14 protein-coding genes are annotated in these 13,545 nt (G+C 70.2%); 4 read left to right on the top strand and 10 right to left on the bottom strand.

Annotation, left to right across the window (positions count from 1 at the left end; all coding sequences use genetic code 11):
• Positions 1-1,368 carry an ABC transporter substrate-binding protein gene (locus NKI68_RS07065; protein WP_254546005.1) on the bottom strand — a complete coding sequence of 456 codons (1,368 nt, stop codon included), beginning with the start codon at positions 1,366-1,368 and terminating at the stop codon, positions 1-3.
• Between the two features lie 302 nt (positions 1,369-1,670).
• Between NKI68_RS07065 and NKI68_RS07060 the strand changes: the two genes are divergently transcribed.
• Together NKI68_RS07060 and hmgA are read left to right on the top strand one after the other, a co-directional pair.
• Entirely contained in the window at positions 1,671-2,420 is a 750-nt protein-coding gene (locus NKI68_RS07060; protein WP_254546004.1) for an IclR family transcriptional regulator, read from the top strand.
• A gap of 143 nt (positions 2,421-2,563) precedes the next feature.
• Positions 2,564-3,775: a hydroxymethylglutaryl-CoA reductase (NADPH) gene (gene hmgA / locus NKI68_RS07055; protein WP_254546003.1), complete on the top strand. Its 1,212-nt coding sequence runs from the start codon at positions 2,564-2,566 to the stop codon at positions 3,773-3,775.
• On the opposite strand, the gene NKI68_RS07050 is transcribed toward hmgA, so the two are convergent.
• Both NKI68_RS07050 and NKI68_RS07045 read right to left on the bottom strand, forming a co-directional pair.
• Entirely contained in the window at positions 3,772-4,119 is a 348-nt protein-coding gene (locus tag NKI68_RS07050; RefSeq protein WP_254546002.1) for a hypothetical protein, read from the bottom strand. The genes hmgA and NKI68_RS07050 overlap by 4 nt on opposite strands.
• 54 nt (positions 4,120-4,173) lie before the next feature.
• Complete coding sequence (locus NKI68_RS07045; protein WP_254546001.1) at positions 4,174-4,695, bottom strand: DUF5817 family protein; 522 nt, start codon at positions 4,693-4,695, stop codon at positions 4,174-4,176.
• Positions 4,696-4,867: 172 nt separating this feature from the next.
• On the opposite strand from NKI68_RS07045, the gene NKI68_RS07040 reads away from it, so the two are divergent.
• Positions 4,868-5,206, top strand: a complete 339-nt coding sequence (locus NKI68_RS07040; protein WP_254546000.1) for a cupin domain-containing protein — start codon at positions 4,868-4,870, stop codon at positions 5,204-5,206.
• Positions 5,207-5,210: 4 nt separating this feature from the next.
• Here NKI68_RS07040 and NKI68_RS07035 read toward each other — a convergent pair whose 3' ends face one another.
• From NKI68_RS07035 to icd, 3 genes are all read right to left on the bottom strand, one after another.
• Positions 5,211-5,783 carry a hypothetical protein gene (locus NKI68_RS07035; RefSeq protein WP_254545999.1) on the bottom strand — a complete coding sequence of 191 codons (573 nt, stop codon included), beginning with the start codon at positions 5,781-5,783 and terminating at the stop codon, positions 5,211-5,213.
• The gene (locus NKI68_RS07030) at positions 5,780-6,160 is read right to left on the bottom strand and encodes a hypothetical protein (protein ID WP_368410936.1); all 381 of its coding nucleotides are present in this window, start codon (positions 6,158-6,160) and stop codon (positions 5,780-5,782) included. The genes NKI68_RS07035 and NKI68_RS07030 overlap by 4 nt, the downstream gene beginning before the upstream one ends.
• 285 nt (positions 6,161-6,445) lie before the next feature.
• Positions 6,446-7,708, bottom strand: coding sequence for an isocitrate dehydrogenase (NADP(+)) (icd, locus tag NKI68_RS07025; RefSeq protein WP_254545997.1), 1,263 nt, complete (start codon positions 7,706-7,708; stop codon positions 6,446-6,448).
• Between the two features lie 189 nt (positions 7,709-7,897).
• Between icd and NKI68_RS07020 the strand changes: the two genes are divergently transcribed.
• Positions 7,898-9,778: a 2-oxo acid dehydrogenase subunit E2 gene (locus NKI68_RS07020; protein WP_254545996.1), complete on the top strand. Its 1,881-nt coding sequence runs from the start codon at positions 7,898-7,900 to the stop codon at positions 9,776-9,778.
• Positions 9,779-9,784: 6 nt separating this feature from the next.
• On the opposite strand, the gene NKI68_RS07015 is transcribed toward NKI68_RS07020, so the two are convergent.
• From NKI68_RS07015 to NKI68_RS07000, 4 genes are all read right to left on the bottom strand, one after another.
• Positions 9,785-10,288: a VOC family protein gene (locus tag NKI68_RS07015; protein WP_254545995.1), complete on the bottom strand. Its 504-nt coding sequence runs from the start codon at positions 10,286-10,288 to the stop codon at positions 9,785-9,787.
• A 96-nt stretch (positions 10,289-10,384) separates the two neighbouring features.
• Positions 10,385-11,386 carry an NAD(+)/NADH kinase gene (locus tag NKI68_RS07010; protein ID WP_254545994.1) on the bottom strand — a complete coding sequence of 334 codons (1,002 nt, stop codon included), beginning with the start codon at positions 11,384-11,386 and terminating at the stop codon, positions 10,385-10,387.
• Between the two features lies 1 nt (position 11,387).
• Positions 11,388-12,398 carry an alpha-ketoacid dehydrogenase subunit beta gene (locus tag NKI68_RS07005; RefSeq protein WP_254545993.1) on the bottom strand — a complete coding sequence of 337 codons (1,011 nt, stop codon included), beginning with the start codon at positions 12,396-12,398 and terminating at the stop codon, positions 11,388-11,390.
• A 3-nt stretch (positions 12,399-12,401) separates the two neighbouring features.
• A complete protein-coding gene (locus NKI68_RS07000; RefSeq protein WP_254545992.1) occupies positions 12,402-13,436 on the bottom strand; it encodes a thiamine pyrophosphate-dependent dehydrogenase E1 component subunit alpha in 1,035 nt (344 codons plus the stop codon).
• Between the last annotated feature and the right edge of the window lie 109 nt (positions 13,437-13,545).

The raw sequence follows: 13,545 nt of genomic DNA, 5'->3' as shown, positions 1-13,545 counted from the left end.
TCAGGCGAGTTCCCGTCCGGTGCGGTCCGCGACCTGTTTCGCGGCCTTCGCCACCGCCTCCTCGGGCGATAGCGTGCCCCCCATCATCGAGCCGAAGTGGGCGTTGATCGCCTTCGTCACCTCGGGCGTCGCGGTGGTGAACCGGTACGGCTCGATCTTCCGGGCGATCTCGGCGAACAGGCGGCCCGAGCGCTGCCCGCCGAAGAACTCGTTCTTCCGGTCGAACTGGTCCGCCTCGTAGGCCGCCTTCAGCGCCGGGAAGATGCCGTACTCCTCGTACATGGCGAGTTGCATCTCCTTCGTCCCGAGGGAGAACTTCATGTAGTCCCACCCCCGGCGGGCCGCCGCCTCCTCGACCTGATCCGCGATGACGAGGTTCGAGCCGCCCCAGTTGGTCGCGCGGCTGCCGCCCGCCTCGAAGGCGGGCGGTTTCATGACGCGCCACTTGCCGGACGTGCCGGGGAGTTCGGCCCGGAGCGTCCCCTCCATCCACGCGCCGGCGTTGAGCGCCGCGATGGAGCCGGACTTGAACGCCGAGAACCAGGCGCTCGACCACGACGCCTTGTCGTCGGCGATTCCCGAGTCGTGGATCCGCTTCAGGTTGCGCGCCACCCGGACGCTCGTCTCGTTGTCGAGGTTCACCTTCCCGTCCTCCGTGAACGGCTGACCGCCGAGCTGGCGGTACTGCATCCGCCAGAGCCCGTCGTAGTCGTTCGACGGGAGGTTGAGCATGTACTGGCCGTCGGGGAGCTTCTTCCCCTCCTCGATGAACTGGTCCCACGTCTCGACGTTCGAGACGTCGACGCCGTGTTGCTCGAGCACGTCGTTGCGGTAGAACGTCCCGACCGGGCCGATGTCCCAGGGCAGGGCGTACGTCTTCCCCTCCTTCGTCAGGGGTTCCCACTTCCCGGAGACGAAGGCGTCACGCAGGCCCGCCTCCTCGATCCAGCCGCCGATGTCCCGCAGGCCGCCGGTGGCGACCCAGGCGGCGGCGTCGACGCTCTCCATCATCGCGACGGCCGGCGCGCCCGACCCCGAGAGGAGGCGGGACTTGTACTTGTCCTTCATGTCGGAGCGGCCGATCTGCTTCACGTCCACCGTGGCGTCGGCCTCCTTCTCGTAGGCCGACGCCGTGATCCCGAGCGACTTCGCCGCGACGTCCCAGCCCCACGCCTCGATCCGCTTCGCCATCTCGCCGCCGGCACTGCTGTTGCCGCCACCGCCGCCGTCGCCGCCGCCGTCCCCGCTACCGGGGGCGTCGCCGGTGCCGATGCACCCCGCGAGCGCGGCCAGGCCCGCCCCTCCGAGGCCCTTCAGGATCGACCGCCGTTCGACCGCCCGCCGTCCGCGTGTCGAGTTCGCACACATGGTGAGTGGTGTTCCCGTCCATGAAACAGAGATATTTAATATTTTTGCATAGTCGTGGCTATCTGGCCTTAGACCCTCGCGTATGGGGTTTTCAAATACGGAACACGGGGGTTCATGTTCGATCTGTTCTCTAATAGTGGACGTACCTTCGCGCCCCGTACCGGCGAACGGCCGGGAGACGGCCGTCAGTCGCCGTCGGAGCGCGTTCGGACCGATCCCCACGATCGTCCAGTCGGTCGTCGCTCTCCGGAGCGGTTCGCTCTTACTGAACGCCTTTGTGATCGGCGTTCCTGTGGGTGTTCATGACCGAGTACCCCGTTCGCGCGACCGGGACGTCCGCCCGGGTCGTCCGCGCCCTCCTCGACCTCGACGGTGCTGGCGTGACGGAACTGGCGCGTCACCTCGACCTCTCGAAGAGCGCGGTCCACAACCACCTCGTCACGCTCGAGCGGCTGGAGGTCGTCGTGAAGGAGGATGGAACCTACCGGCTGGGCCTGCGATTTCTCGACCTCGGCGTCCGCGTCCGGGATCGACTGCCGCTCGTCGTCGCCGCCCGCGCGACGGTCCGCGACCTCGCCGCCGACACGGGCGTCGTGGCGAGCGCCGTGGTTCCCGAGCACGGGCGGGCGGTGTACGCCTACGCCGTCGGGTCGACCGACCCCGAGATCCCCGTTCGTGACGGCCTCCGCGCGCCGCTGCACGCCTGCGCGCCCGGCAAGGCGATGCTCGCGTTCCGCCCCGACGAGGCGGTGGGGCGCTACGTCGAGGAGCGGGGCCTCCCCCGACGAACGCCCGACACCGTGACCGACGAGGCGACCCTCCGACGACAGCTCGGCACCGTCAGGGACCAGGGGCTCGCCTTCGATCGGGGCGAACTGTCGCGCGGCATGCGCGCCGTCGCCGCGCCCGTGACGGACGACGCGGGGCGCGCGGTCGGCGCGATCAGCGTCGCCGGACCCGCAGAGCGGATGGTCGGAAAGCGACTCGAGGAGGACTACGCCGGGCTGGTCCTGAGCGGCGCGAACGCCGTGGCGCTCGACCTCGCCCGCTGAGCCGTTCTCCTCTCCCGAACGGACGACACGATCCGAACACCGTTCACGAATACCGAACGGATCTCGGCGGTCCCGGCGCGCCGACGCCTCGTCGGCTCCGGCCAATAGCAAGCGTTAGGCGGGCGGCCCGCCACGCCTCGCGCATGACCGCCGCCGAGGACCTCGCGGAGCGCGTGCGCGAGGGCGACCTGCGACTGCACGAACTCGAACAGCACGCCGACGCCGACGTCGCGGCCGAGGCCCGGCGCGTCCTGCTCGAAGCCGAGACGGGGGCCGACCTCTCGACGGTCGGCGCGTACGCCTTCGACGCGGCGGCCGCCGATTCGAACGTCGAGAACATGATCGGGGCGGCGCAGGTGCCGATGGGCGTCGTCGGTCCCGTCCGCGTCGAGGGCGGGGCGGCGTCGGGCGAGTACTACCTCCCGCTCGCCACCACGGAGGGGGCGCTGCTCGCCAGCGTGAACCGCGGCTGTGCGGCCGTCCGGGAGGGAGGCGGGGCGACCGCGCGCGTCCTCAAGTCGGCGATGACCCGCGCGCCCGTCTTCCGCGTCGCGGACGTGGGGGAGGCGAGCGAGGTCGTCTCCTGGGTGCGCGCGAACGAGGGGGCGCTCCGCGAGGCCGCCGAGGCCACCACGAGCCACGGCGAACTGCGCGACGTGACGCCCTACGTCGTCGGCGACAGCGTCTTCCTGCGGTTCGCCTACGACACGAAGGACGCGATGGGCATGAACATGGCCACCATCGCCACGCAGGCCGCCTGCGAGGCCGTCGAGGCCGAGACGCCCGCCTCCCTCGTCGCCCTCTCGGGCAACCTCTGCGCCGACAAGAAGCCCGCCGCGATCAACGCGATCGAGGGGCGCGGGCGCACCGTCGCCGCCGACGTCGTCCTGTCGCGTGCCCTCGTCGCCGACGTGCTGAAGACCACCCCCGAGGCGATCGCCGAGGCGAACACGCGCAAGAACCTCGTCGGCAGCGCGAAGGCGGGCGCGCTCGGCTTCAACGCCCACGCCGCGAACGTCGTCGCCGCCGCCTTCCTCGCGCTCGGGCAGGACCCCGCGCAGGTCGTCGAGGGGTCGAACGCCATCACCACCGTCGACGTTCGGGACGGGGACCTCTACGCCAGCGTCACGCTCGCGTCGCTCGAGGTCGGCACCGTCGGCGGCGGGACGAGGCTCCCCACCCAGTCGGAGGCGCTCTCCGTGCTCGGCGTCCGCGGCGGCGGCGACCCCCCTGGCTCGAACGCCGACGCCCTCGCCGAGGTCATCGCCGTCGGGACGCTCGCCGGCGAACTCTCGCTGCTCGGCGCGCTCGCCTCCAGCCACCTCGCCAGCGCGCACGAACAGCTGGGCCGCTAGCCAAATCGCGACCGTCCCGCGGCGAAGAACCCGACGCCCGCGACGGCGACCAGTCCCCCGCCGACGAGCGACAGCGCCCCGCCGTGCGAGATCGCACCGAGCAGGACGAGCGCGAACCCGAGCGCTCCGGCTCCCTCGGCGATCGCCTGTCGGCGTCGCCCCCCGGTCCACGACCGGACGCTCCCGACGAGGAAGCCCGCCGCGAGCGACGACAGCGCGATGACCGCCGCGCTCACGCCGGCGACCGTCCGGACGCCGACCCATCCGGCGAGCAGTGTCGCGATCCCGCCCGCGACGGCCAGTGCCTGTGCTACCCCCGCAGTCGTCCCCACCTGCGAGCGCATCCGACGACCTACTACGTGTCACTACATCAAACTAACCCGCCCCCGGACGAGGGTCTAGAGGAGGCGGTACCGCCCGCCCGTCTCGCTGACCTCGCCGCGACGGTGGAGCTTCGAGAGCGCCCGCCGGACGTAGTCGGCGGGGACGTCGCGCTCGGCGGCGTACTCGACGACCTCCGCCTCGGTGGGTCGGTCGAGCTCCGAGAGGGCGTCGGTGACGACCTCCTTCCGACTCCGCGAACTCGTTCCGCCCGCCGCGCGCTCGCCCGCCTCGCGGGCGGCGTCGGGGTCGACGCCACCCGACGCGAGGTACTCCTCGTCGGTGACGACGGCCCCCTCCGCGTCCGCGTCGGTGGCCGCGAACGTCCCGACCGCCGCGTACGAGTCGGCGTGTCCGCTCCGCTCTGCGAGCAGGCGCGCGCGGATCTCGCGGGCGGCGTCGAGGTCGTCGCTCCGGTAGAGCGCCCGCAGCTTCGAGAACGTGCTCGTCCGACGACAGCGCGGACACCGCGTCGTCTCCGGTCGCCCCTCGACGATCTTCAGCGCCGAGCAGTCGGGACAGCCCACCACCGTGTACATATCCGTGCTATCGCCGCTCTCGGGGAAAAACCACCGGGTCGAGGTGGAGGTGAACGGGGTGGGCGAGGCGACGGCGGAACGAGGGGAGAGGAGACGAGAGATGAGAGGCCGAGAGAAGAGGAGAGGGGGCGAGGACGGGAACGCTTAGGCCCTCTCCGTGCGAGCGGAGGGCATGGAGATCGCTCCCCGGACCGAACGGCAGACGACCGAAGCGGTCGACGGCGTCCACCTCGCGCGGCTCGTCGTCGGCGAGAACATGAGCGTCCAGTACTTCCGCATCGAGCCGGGTGCGGAGGTGCCGGAGCACAGCCACCCCCACGAGCAGACGGGCTACGTCACCGCCGGCGTGCTCACGTTCGTCGTCGACGGCGAGGAGCACCGCGCCGGGGTCGACGACGCCTACGCAATCCCTGCCGACGAACCCCACGCGGCCAGAAACGACACCGACGGGCTGGTCGAGGGCGTCGATATCTTCTCCCCGCCGCGGCTCGACGCGGACTGGTCGGAGTAGCGCGTCACTCCAACAGGTGCAACAACTGGGTGACGTAAGGGTTGTTTCCCCAACTCCGGTGCGGGCTGATCGCGGTGATGAGCGCCCGCGCCTCCCCGTCGGTCATGTAGCCGCCACGGGCGTAATCACAGATGAGCCGTGGCGTGGGCACGATTCGCGGCCCGGCGAGTCCCGCGTGAACGAGCGCGAAGTTCGTCCCGCCGAACTCGTCGGTGAGAAAACCGTCGACGTCGAGCGCGTTCGCCAGGACGATACCGTCCGTTTCGCCGTCGTCCAGACCGAACGTCGGCCGCGTATCGGGGGACTCCGTCCGCCGGTAGGGATCTTCGATAGCGTAGTGATCCTGCGCGGCGAGTACGTTGCTGGCTGCCGCGCCGTGGATGTCGTGGTACTGGGCGACGTCACGGAGTTCCGAAACGACCACCGGTGGCACGGAGACGGTACACGAAGTGAGCAGATACTGGAGTGGATCCGGTGCGGAGTCGGTGTCGTATCTATCGTCGGCGCGGGGGACCCCGAGACTTACGAGCGCGCTCGTATCAGCGACCACCGTTCGCAGTCCGGGCTGACCGCTCATCGATCGTCGGCACCGTCGGACTCGTTCTCGGGGGACGTCGTTGTCGTGTCTCCGTCGTACACGTCGACGTCGTCGGGGGGAGCGAGGTCGAACGGTTCGCCCTCCAGATCCGCTTTGAGCAACCGGAGCCGCTGGGCGGTTTCGGCCCCGGCCAACCGTTTGACGGTCTCGAAGTCCAGTTGGTCGTCGTAGTACTTGGTCGCGACCAGTTTCTGGAACCTCTCACTGTCCGTGGTGTCATCGATATACTCGCGGATAGCGTCCACGAGTAGGTCCGTCCGATCCTTATCGAAGAGATCGGCGATCGCATCGAGTCGATCGACCAGGTACTCCGGAGACTGGAAGTGGACTCGCCGGGGACCGTCGCTCGCGCTCATCTCGTGTGGGAGTTCTGCACATAGACGGATAACGATTTCGAACGATGCACACTGCTTGCACATGAACGTCGAGGCGGCTTCGCCCGTGCGACTCGTTGGTCATTGACGCCGTCGCTCGAAGCGGAGACACACGATTCGACGCCTGTGACATCCTCGCCGTTATGACCGGTCGAGGGAAAGAGGCCGCACTGGCCGGTGTGTCGGTAAAAATCTACGAGTCACTTAGGTCGCTTCACGGATCAAAACGCTTCACCGGAGGTGATAGGTCCGTTCGAGTGTGCCGGTTCAGGCGCGCTCGCGGACGTTCTCCGCGACCTTCTCGGCGAACTCGCTGGTCGCGAGCTTCGTGCCGCCCTCGATCTGGCGCTCGATGTCGTAGGTGACCTGCTTCGAGGAGATGGTCTCCTCCAGGGCGTCGCGCACGAGGTCCGCGGCGTCGTCCCAGCCCATGTACTCGAGCATGATGCGGCCGGAGAGGATCATCGCGGAGGGGTTCACCTTGTCCTGGCCGGCGTACTTCGGCGCGGAGCCGTGGACGGGTTCCGCGAGGAGGCGGCCGTCGCCGATGTTCGCGCCGGGCGCGATGCCGAGGCCGCCGATCTGCGCGCCCGCGGCGTCAGAGAGGTAGTCGCCGTTCAGGTTCGGCATGGCGAGCACGTCGTACTGCTCCGTGCGGGTGAGCAGCTGCTGGAGCATGTTGTCGGCGATGCGGTCGTTGACGACGACCGCGCCCTCCGGCGGCTCGCCGTCGCGCTCGTTCCAGAGCGTGTCCTCGGTGATGACCTCGTCGCCGTACTCCTCCTCCGCGACCTCGTAGCCCCAGTCGCGGAAGGCACCCTCGGTGAACTTCATGATGTTGCCCTTGTGGATGAGGGTGACCGAGTCGCGGTCGTGGGCGAGCGCGTAGTCGATGGCCTTGCGGACGAGGCGCTTCGTGCCGAACTCGGTGATGGGCTTGATGCCGATGCCGACCGGCCCGTCGTGGATGGTGCTGTCGTAGCCCATCTCCTCCTCGACGAACGCGCGGACCTCCTCGACCTCGTCGGTGCCGGCCTCCCACTCGATGCCGGCGTAGACGTCCTCCGTGTTCTCGCGGAAGTTGACCATGTCCATCTTCTCCGGGTGTTTCACCGGGGAGGGGACGCCGTCGAGGTGGTAGGTCGGGCGCATGTTCGTGTAGAGGTCGAGCTTCTTGCGGAGCGCGACGTTCAGCGAGCGGAAGCCAGCGCCGACGGGGGTCGTGAGCGGCCCCTTGATCGCCACGCGGAACTCCTTGATCGCCTCGATCGTGTCGTTGGGGAGGTTCTCGTCGTACTTCTCGCGGGCGGACTCGCCCGCGTACAGGCGCATCCAGTTGATCTCGCGACCCGTCGCCTCCGCGGCGGCGTCGAGGACGGTCTGTGCGGCCGGCCCGACGTCCTGCCCGATCCCGTCGCCGTAGATGATGGGGATGATCGGGTTCTCCGGGACGTTGAGCTCGTCGCGTTCGGCGTCCGCTACCGTGATCGCCTCGCCCTCCTCCGGCACGTCGACCTTCTCGTAGCTCATACGTCCCTCTCCCAGCGTCTGGCTAAAATGTCTGCCGTTATCCGAGCGCGGTTTCGTCCCGCTGATACGACCGATTCGGCGATTTGCGACCGATTCCGGCATCGTGACCGTCACGCGGCGGTGGTCGATCGGTCGGAACGCCCCCGATCGTCGCCCGGATTTATGCCTCTTGCCAGCAGGTGTCACGACATGGCGTACATCGTCAGGATGCCCAAGCTCGGGCTGGAGATGGAGGGCGGCGCGCTCCTCGAGTGGCGCGTCGAGGAGGGAGCGTCGGTGACCGAGGGCGACGCGATCGCCGAGATCGAGTCCGAGAAGACGACCGCCGAGGTCGACGCGCGCGAGTCGGGCGTCCTGCGGACGACGTTCCTCGCGCCGGGCGACGAGGTGCCGCCCGGCACGCCGATGGGCATCGTCGCGGAATCGGACGAGGACATCGCGGACCTGGAGGCGGAGGCGGGGGCGGGGACGGAGGCGGACGCCGACGGTGAGGCCGCGGCGTCCGAACCGAAACCCGCCGAGGGGGCCGCGGCGGACGCCTCCGAGGGAACCGCCGAGGACGCCGCGGCCGCCGCGTCCGGCCCGTCGTCGGCGTCCGAGCGCGCGGCCGACGGATCGAGCGCCGCTCGCGCCGAGTCGGTCAGGGCCTCGCCGCGGGCGCGCAAGCGCGCCGACGAACTGGACGTGGAACTATCGGGGATCGACGGAACCGGTCCAGGGGGAGCGATCACGGAGGACGACGTCGAGACCGCGGTCGCGTCGAACGCCGGCGGCGACGCGGGAGCGAGCGCCGACGTCAGGGCCTCCCCCCGTGCGAAGCGTCGCGCCGAGGAACTGGGCGTGGACCTCGCGACGATCGAGGGGACGGGGCCGCAGGGGTCGATCACCGAGGACGACGTCGAGTCGGCCGCCGAATCGCCCCCGGCGGCGGCCGGTCCCGAGGGCCTCACGCTCAGCGAGGAGCGACCGTTCGACGGGATGCGCCGAACGATCGCCCGACGTCTCGGGGAGAGCTACCGCGAGGCCGTCCACGTCACCGAGCACCGGACCGTGGACGCGGAGGACCTCCTCGCGGCGCGCGAGGCGTCGACCGAGGCCCTCGGCGTCGACGTCTCGCTCACCGACATCCTGCTGATCGCGCTCTCGGCGGCGCTCGACGAGCACCCCGCGTTCAACGCGCACTTCGAGGACGACACCCACCGCCTCTACGCGGAGCACAACCTCTGTCTCGCGGTGGACGTGGAGGCCGGCCTCATCGCGCCCGTGCTGCGCGACGTGGGGAACGCGTCGCTCGCGGACCTCGCCGACCGGCGGCGCGAACTCACCGAGCGGGTGCTCGCCGGCGACTACTCGATGGACGACCTGACGGGGGGGACGTTCACCGTCACGAACCTCGGCGTGCTCGGCGTCGAGTCGTTCGATCCCGTGATCAACCCGCCGCAGGTCGCCATCCTCGGCGTGAACGCCCTCGACCGCCGCCCGATGGCCGAGGGAAAGAGGGGCGTCGCGGTCCGGCGGGTGCTCCCCCTCGACCTCTCGTTCGACCACCGCGTCGTCGACGGCGCGGACGCCGCGCGCTTCCTGGAGACGCTCGTCGGCCACCTGGAGGACCCGTGGCCGCTCCTCCCCGAGGCGGTCGAGCGGCCGGAGGGGTCCGCGACGCTCGATCTCCCCGAGCGCGAGGTCTCCGCGCGGATGCGCGACGGGACGGCGGGGACGGTCTCCGTCGGCCCCGTCGCGTGGGACTTCGACGTGCCGGCCGACCTCGGCGGGGGCGGCACCGCCCCGACGCCCGTCGACGCGTTCCTCGGCTCGCTCGCGGCCTGCGTCGCGCTCGCCGTGCGGATGCAGGCGGACCGGGATGAGGTCCCGCTCGACGACGTGGACGTGCGGGCGCGCGGGTCGCCCGAGCGCGGCTGGCTCGAACGGGTGGACGTCACCGTGGTGCTCGACGCCGACGCGGACGACGAGACGCTCCGGCACGTCGTCGACCTCGGCCGACGCAATTGCTACGTCGTCGACGCCCTGGACGACGACGTCGATCTCGGCGTCTCCTGGCGACGGGCGTGAGCGGGCTCAGGGGTACGTACCGTCCGGCTCGGGCAGCGCGTCCACGTTGTCCGCCGTCTCGAAGATCACCCCGTTCAACCGCTCGGCGGTGTCGAAGTACCAGTACGGCGTCTCCTCGTAGACGCCGCTCTGAAGGACGGGCATCCCCGCCTCCTCGAACTCCTCGACCACGGAGGGCGCGTCCTCGAACGCGAAGCAGGCGACGTGGTGCAACCCCTCGCCGTGCTCCTCCAGGTGCTCGGTGTAGATGCTCGGTCCCGTGAGCGGCTCGATGAGTTCGATCATCGTGTCGCCGACCGTCGCGAGCGCGAGGATCATCGAGTAGTCGCGCTCCTCGCCCCGGTAGGTCGTGTCGTGGAGCGCCGGCGGCTCGAACCGGTAGAGCTGCCACGGGCCGACGCCGAGGACGGCACCGAACCGGTCCATCCCGTCCTCGACGTCCTCGACCACGAACGCGACCTGGCTGATCTCGGGTACCTCCACGTCCAGCTGCGGTATGTCCGTCGCCATGACCGGTTACTGTTCAATGGTGACACACATCACTGCTTCTCACGGAACGCGACCGGTCGCGCCGGGGAACCGTCACGTTCCGCGCGATCCCGGTGCTCACTCGACGAACAGCCCCTCGTCCGCGGCGCGCTCGAAGACGGCGTCGAAGTCGACGAACCGCGGGCCATCGGGGCGCGGGCGGACCTCCACGTGCGCGTCGTGCACCTCCAGTTCGCGCTCCCCGTCGGCGCTCAGCACGCCTTCGGGCACGTCGAAGGTCATCGCCTCGCCGTCGTCGAGGCGGCGGTGCTCGCGCACGCCGATGCGCCCGACCACGCCCGGCGTCGTCATCGCCCGGACGGTCCGGGGAGCGTCGTCCGGCGGTCCGAGTCGCAGTCCCGCACCACCGGGGTCGTCCGGCGCGATCGCGCCGAGCGTCCCGGCGACCCCGGAGAGCCCCACGTCTCCCGGCGAGGCGCGCGAGACGACGCCCCCGAGGAAGTCCCCCGGGTCAAGGACGGCCCGCGTGCCGACGAACGGGCGGTCGAGCACCGACAGCGCGGCGAGCCCCTCGAACCGGCGGTGCCCGCCGTTGTCGTCGACTGCGGCGACGACCGTGCCGTGGCGCACCGTCACGTCCGCCGCGGGCACGCGTCCCGTGGCCACGAGGGCGGCGGCCGCACCGGCCGGCGTGCCGTCGATGGCCGTCGGGACGACGTTGTTCGTCCCCGTCGAGATGCTCGCCACGGGTACGTCGCCGATCCCGGTCGCCACGTCGCGGTTCGTCCCGTCGCCGCCGAGGACGACCACCGCGTCGGCGCGCTCGCAGAGCGCGTCGGCCGCTCTTCGGGTGTCCTCCCCCGACCCCGTGACGGACTGATCGAGGAGCGCGGCGTCGATCTCCCCGGCCTCGACGGCCTCCTCGACCAGTCCCTGGCCGACGTTCGCCTTGTCCGGCATCACGAGCACGTCCGGCGGGGGATCGATCGTCGTCAGCCCGGCGAGGACGCATCGGGCGGTCTGCACCTTCGCGTAGCGGTCGCTGACGCTGGCTCCGCCGGTGAGCCGCCGGATGTCGCGGCCCGCCGACGGGTTGACGACCAGTCCAACGGTCGCCACGCTAGGCGATGCGCTCGACGGCCGTTCTGACGTCGTCGGCGCTCGGCAGGACCTCCCCCTCAAGCGCGGGGCTGAACGGGATGTGGGTGTCGGGCACGCCGACGCGCTGGATGGGCGCGTCGAGGCTGAAGAACGCGTTCTCCATCATCCGCGCCATCACCTCGGCGTGGACGCCGTAGGAGAGCGGACTCTCGTCGGCGACCACCATCCGCCCGGTCTTCTCCAGGCTCCCGACGAGCGTGTCCGTGTCGAGCGGGTAGAGCGACCGCACGTCGATCACCTCGACGCTCACGTCGCCCGCCAGGTCCTCGGCCACGTCGAGCGACTCGCCGACGAGGCGCTGGCTGGCGACGACGGTGACGTCGTCGCCCTCGCGCTCGACGCGGGCCTCGCCCAGCGGGAGCGTGAAGTCCTCGTCGACCGGGACCTCGCCCTGCTGCTCGTAGGTCATCTTGTTCTCGAAGAAGAACACGGGGTCGTCGGAGCGGATGGCGCTCTTGAGCAGCCCCTTCGCGGCCGCCGGGGTGCCCGGCGTCACCGCGAGCAGGCCGGGGAAGTGCGCGAACCAGGTGTGGACGGTGCCGGAGTGCTGGCTCGCGGCCCCCATCCCGCCGCCCTCGGTCGTGCGGACGGTGATCGGCATCTCCGTCTTACCGCCGAACATGTAGCGCATCTTCGCCATCTGGTTCATCACCTGTTCGGAGCAGACGCCGAGGAAGTCGCTGAACATGATCTCGACGACCGGACGGGTTCCCGTCGCCGCCGCCCCGATACCCGCGCCCATGAAGCCCGCCTCGCTGATCGGCGTGTCGCGGACGCGATCGTCGCCGAACTCGTCCAGGAGGCCCGCGGTCACCTCGAGGACGCCGCCGAAGCGCCCCACGTCCTCGCCCATGAGGAAGACGTCGTCGTCGCGGGCGAGTTCCTCGCGTATCGCCTCGCGTATCGCCTCGCGCATGGTCATCGTGCGGGTCTGGTCCACGTCGTAACTGGTGCCTGTCTCGGTGCTCATGGTCTATCGCTCCGCGCCCCCGTCGGCGCGCATTCGGGCCGCGAACTGTTCGATCTCCGGGACGACTGTCGCGAACATGTCGTCGTAGGCCTCCTCCGGCGCGGGGTCGGCGGCGTCTCGCGCGTACTCGACCGCCTCCTCGATCTCCTCGTCGGCCGACTCGCGCATCGCCTCGAACTCCTCGTCGGTCAACTCGCCGCGCTCGACGAGTCGGGCCTTGAACGACTCGACGGGGTCGCGGTCGCGCCAGACGGCCACGTCCTCCTCCTCGCGGTAGGGCTGCTGGTCGCCCTCGAAGTGCCCCCGGAAGCGGTACGTCTCGGCTTCGATGAACGTCGGTCCAGCCCCGCTCGCGGCGCGCTCTCGTGCCTCGCCGACGGCCTCGTACACCGCCGTGACGTCCATTCCGTCGATGCTGAACCCGGGGATGTCGTAGGCCTCCGCGGTCTCGGAGAGCGCCTGCACGTTGTGCTGCTCGTCGACCGGCGTCCCCTCGCCGAACTGGTTGTTCTCGACGAGGAAGATGGCCGGGAGGTCCCACGTCGCGGCGAGGTTGATCGCCTCGTGGACCTGCCCCTGCGCCACCGCGCCGTCGCCGAAGAACGCGAGCGCGATGCGGTCCTCGCCCTTCAGCTGCGCCGTGAGTGCCGCACCCGTCGCGAGCGGCGGGCCCGCGCCGACGATGCCGTTCGCGCCCAGCATCCCGGCGTCCACGTCGGCGATGTGCATCGATCCGCCCTTGCCGTTACAGTAGCCGTCGCGCTTGCCGTACAGCTCGGCCATCATGAACGTCGGGTCGAGCCCCTTCGCGATGCAGTGACCGTGCCCGCGGTGCGTGCTGGTTATGTAGTCCTGCTCCTCGAGGGCGGCGCACGCGCCCGTCGCCACCGCCTCCTCGCCGATGTAGAGGTGGACGAACCCCGGTATCTCCCCGTCGGCGAAGAGGTCGGATGCCGCGCTGTCGAACGCCCGTATCGTGAGCATCCGACGGAGCGCCTCGCGCCGACCGTCCTCCGTTTCGATGTCAATTGCTACCATACAACAGTTTGAGAGGTTCGAGCACGAGGGGATATAATTTGCCGACAATTTTCGTGTACGTCACCGCGTGGAGAACGTCGTCGTCGCTTCGGAACGTGCGTTCGACGCG

Source organism: Halomarina pelagica (genome assembly GCF_024228315.1).
In the GTDB taxonomy this organism is placed as follows: Archaea; Halobacteriota; Halobacteria; order Halobacteriales; family Haloarculaceae; genus Halomarina; species Halomarina pelagica.
This window is presented reverse-complemented; position numbering and strand designations above follow the sequence as displayed.

Excerpts from the sequence above, each read along its gene's own strand:
- NKI68_RS07050 (WP_254546002.1), bottom strand. The coding sequence starts at position 4,119 with ATGCGCTCGCAGGTGGGGACGACTGCGGGGGTAGCACAGGCACTGGCC.
- NKI68_RS07005 (WP_254545993.1), bottom strand. The coding sequence starts at position 12,398 with ATGAGCACCGAGACAGGCACCAGTTACGACGTGGACCAGACCCGCACG.
- NKI68_RS07035 (WP_254545999.1), bottom strand. The coding sequence starts at position 5,783 with ATGAGCGGTCAGCCCGGACTGCGAACGGTGGTCGCTGATACGAGCGCG.
- NKI68_RS07000 (WP_254545992.1), bottom strand. The coding sequence starts at position 13,436 with ATGGTAGCAATTGACATCGAAACGGAGGACGGTCGGCGCGAGGCGCTC.
- NKI68_RS07065 (WP_254546005.1), bottom strand. The coding sequence starts at position 1,368 with ATGTGTGCGAACTCGACACGCGGACGGCGGGCGGTCGAACGGCGGTCG.
- NKI68_RS07060 (WP_254546004.1), top strand. The coding sequence starts at position 1,671 with ATGACCGAGTACCCCGTTCGCGCGACCGGGACGTCCGCCCGGGTCGTC.
- NKI68_RS07045 (WP_254546001.1), bottom strand. The coding sequence starts at position 4,695 with ATGTACACGGTGGTGGGCTGTCCCGACTGCTCGGCGCTGAAGATCGTC.
- NKI68_RS07020 (WP_254545996.1), top strand. The coding sequence starts at position 7,898 with ATGGCGTACATCGTCAGGATGCCCAAGCTCGGGCTGGAGATGGAGGGC.
- hmgA (WP_254546003.1), top strand. The coding sequence starts at position 2,564 with ATGACCGCCGCCGAGGACCTCGCGGAGCGCGTGCGCGAGGGCGACCTG.
- NKI68_RS07030 (WP_368410936.1), bottom strand. The coding sequence starts at position 6,160 with ATGAGCGCGAGCGACGGTCCCCGGCGAGTCCACTTCCAGTCTCCGGAG.
- NKI68_RS07015 (WP_254545995.1), bottom strand. The coding sequence starts at position 10,288 with ATGGCGACGGACATACCGCAGCTGGACGTGGAGGTACCCGAGATCAGC.
- icd (WP_254545997.1), bottom strand. The coding sequence starts at position 7,708 with ATGAGCTACGAGAAGGTCGACGTGCCGGAGGAGGGCGAGGCGATCACG.
- NKI68_RS07040 (WP_254546000.1), top strand. The coding sequence starts at position 4,868 with ATGGAGATCGCTCCCCGGACCGAACGGCAGACGACCGAAGCGGTCGAC.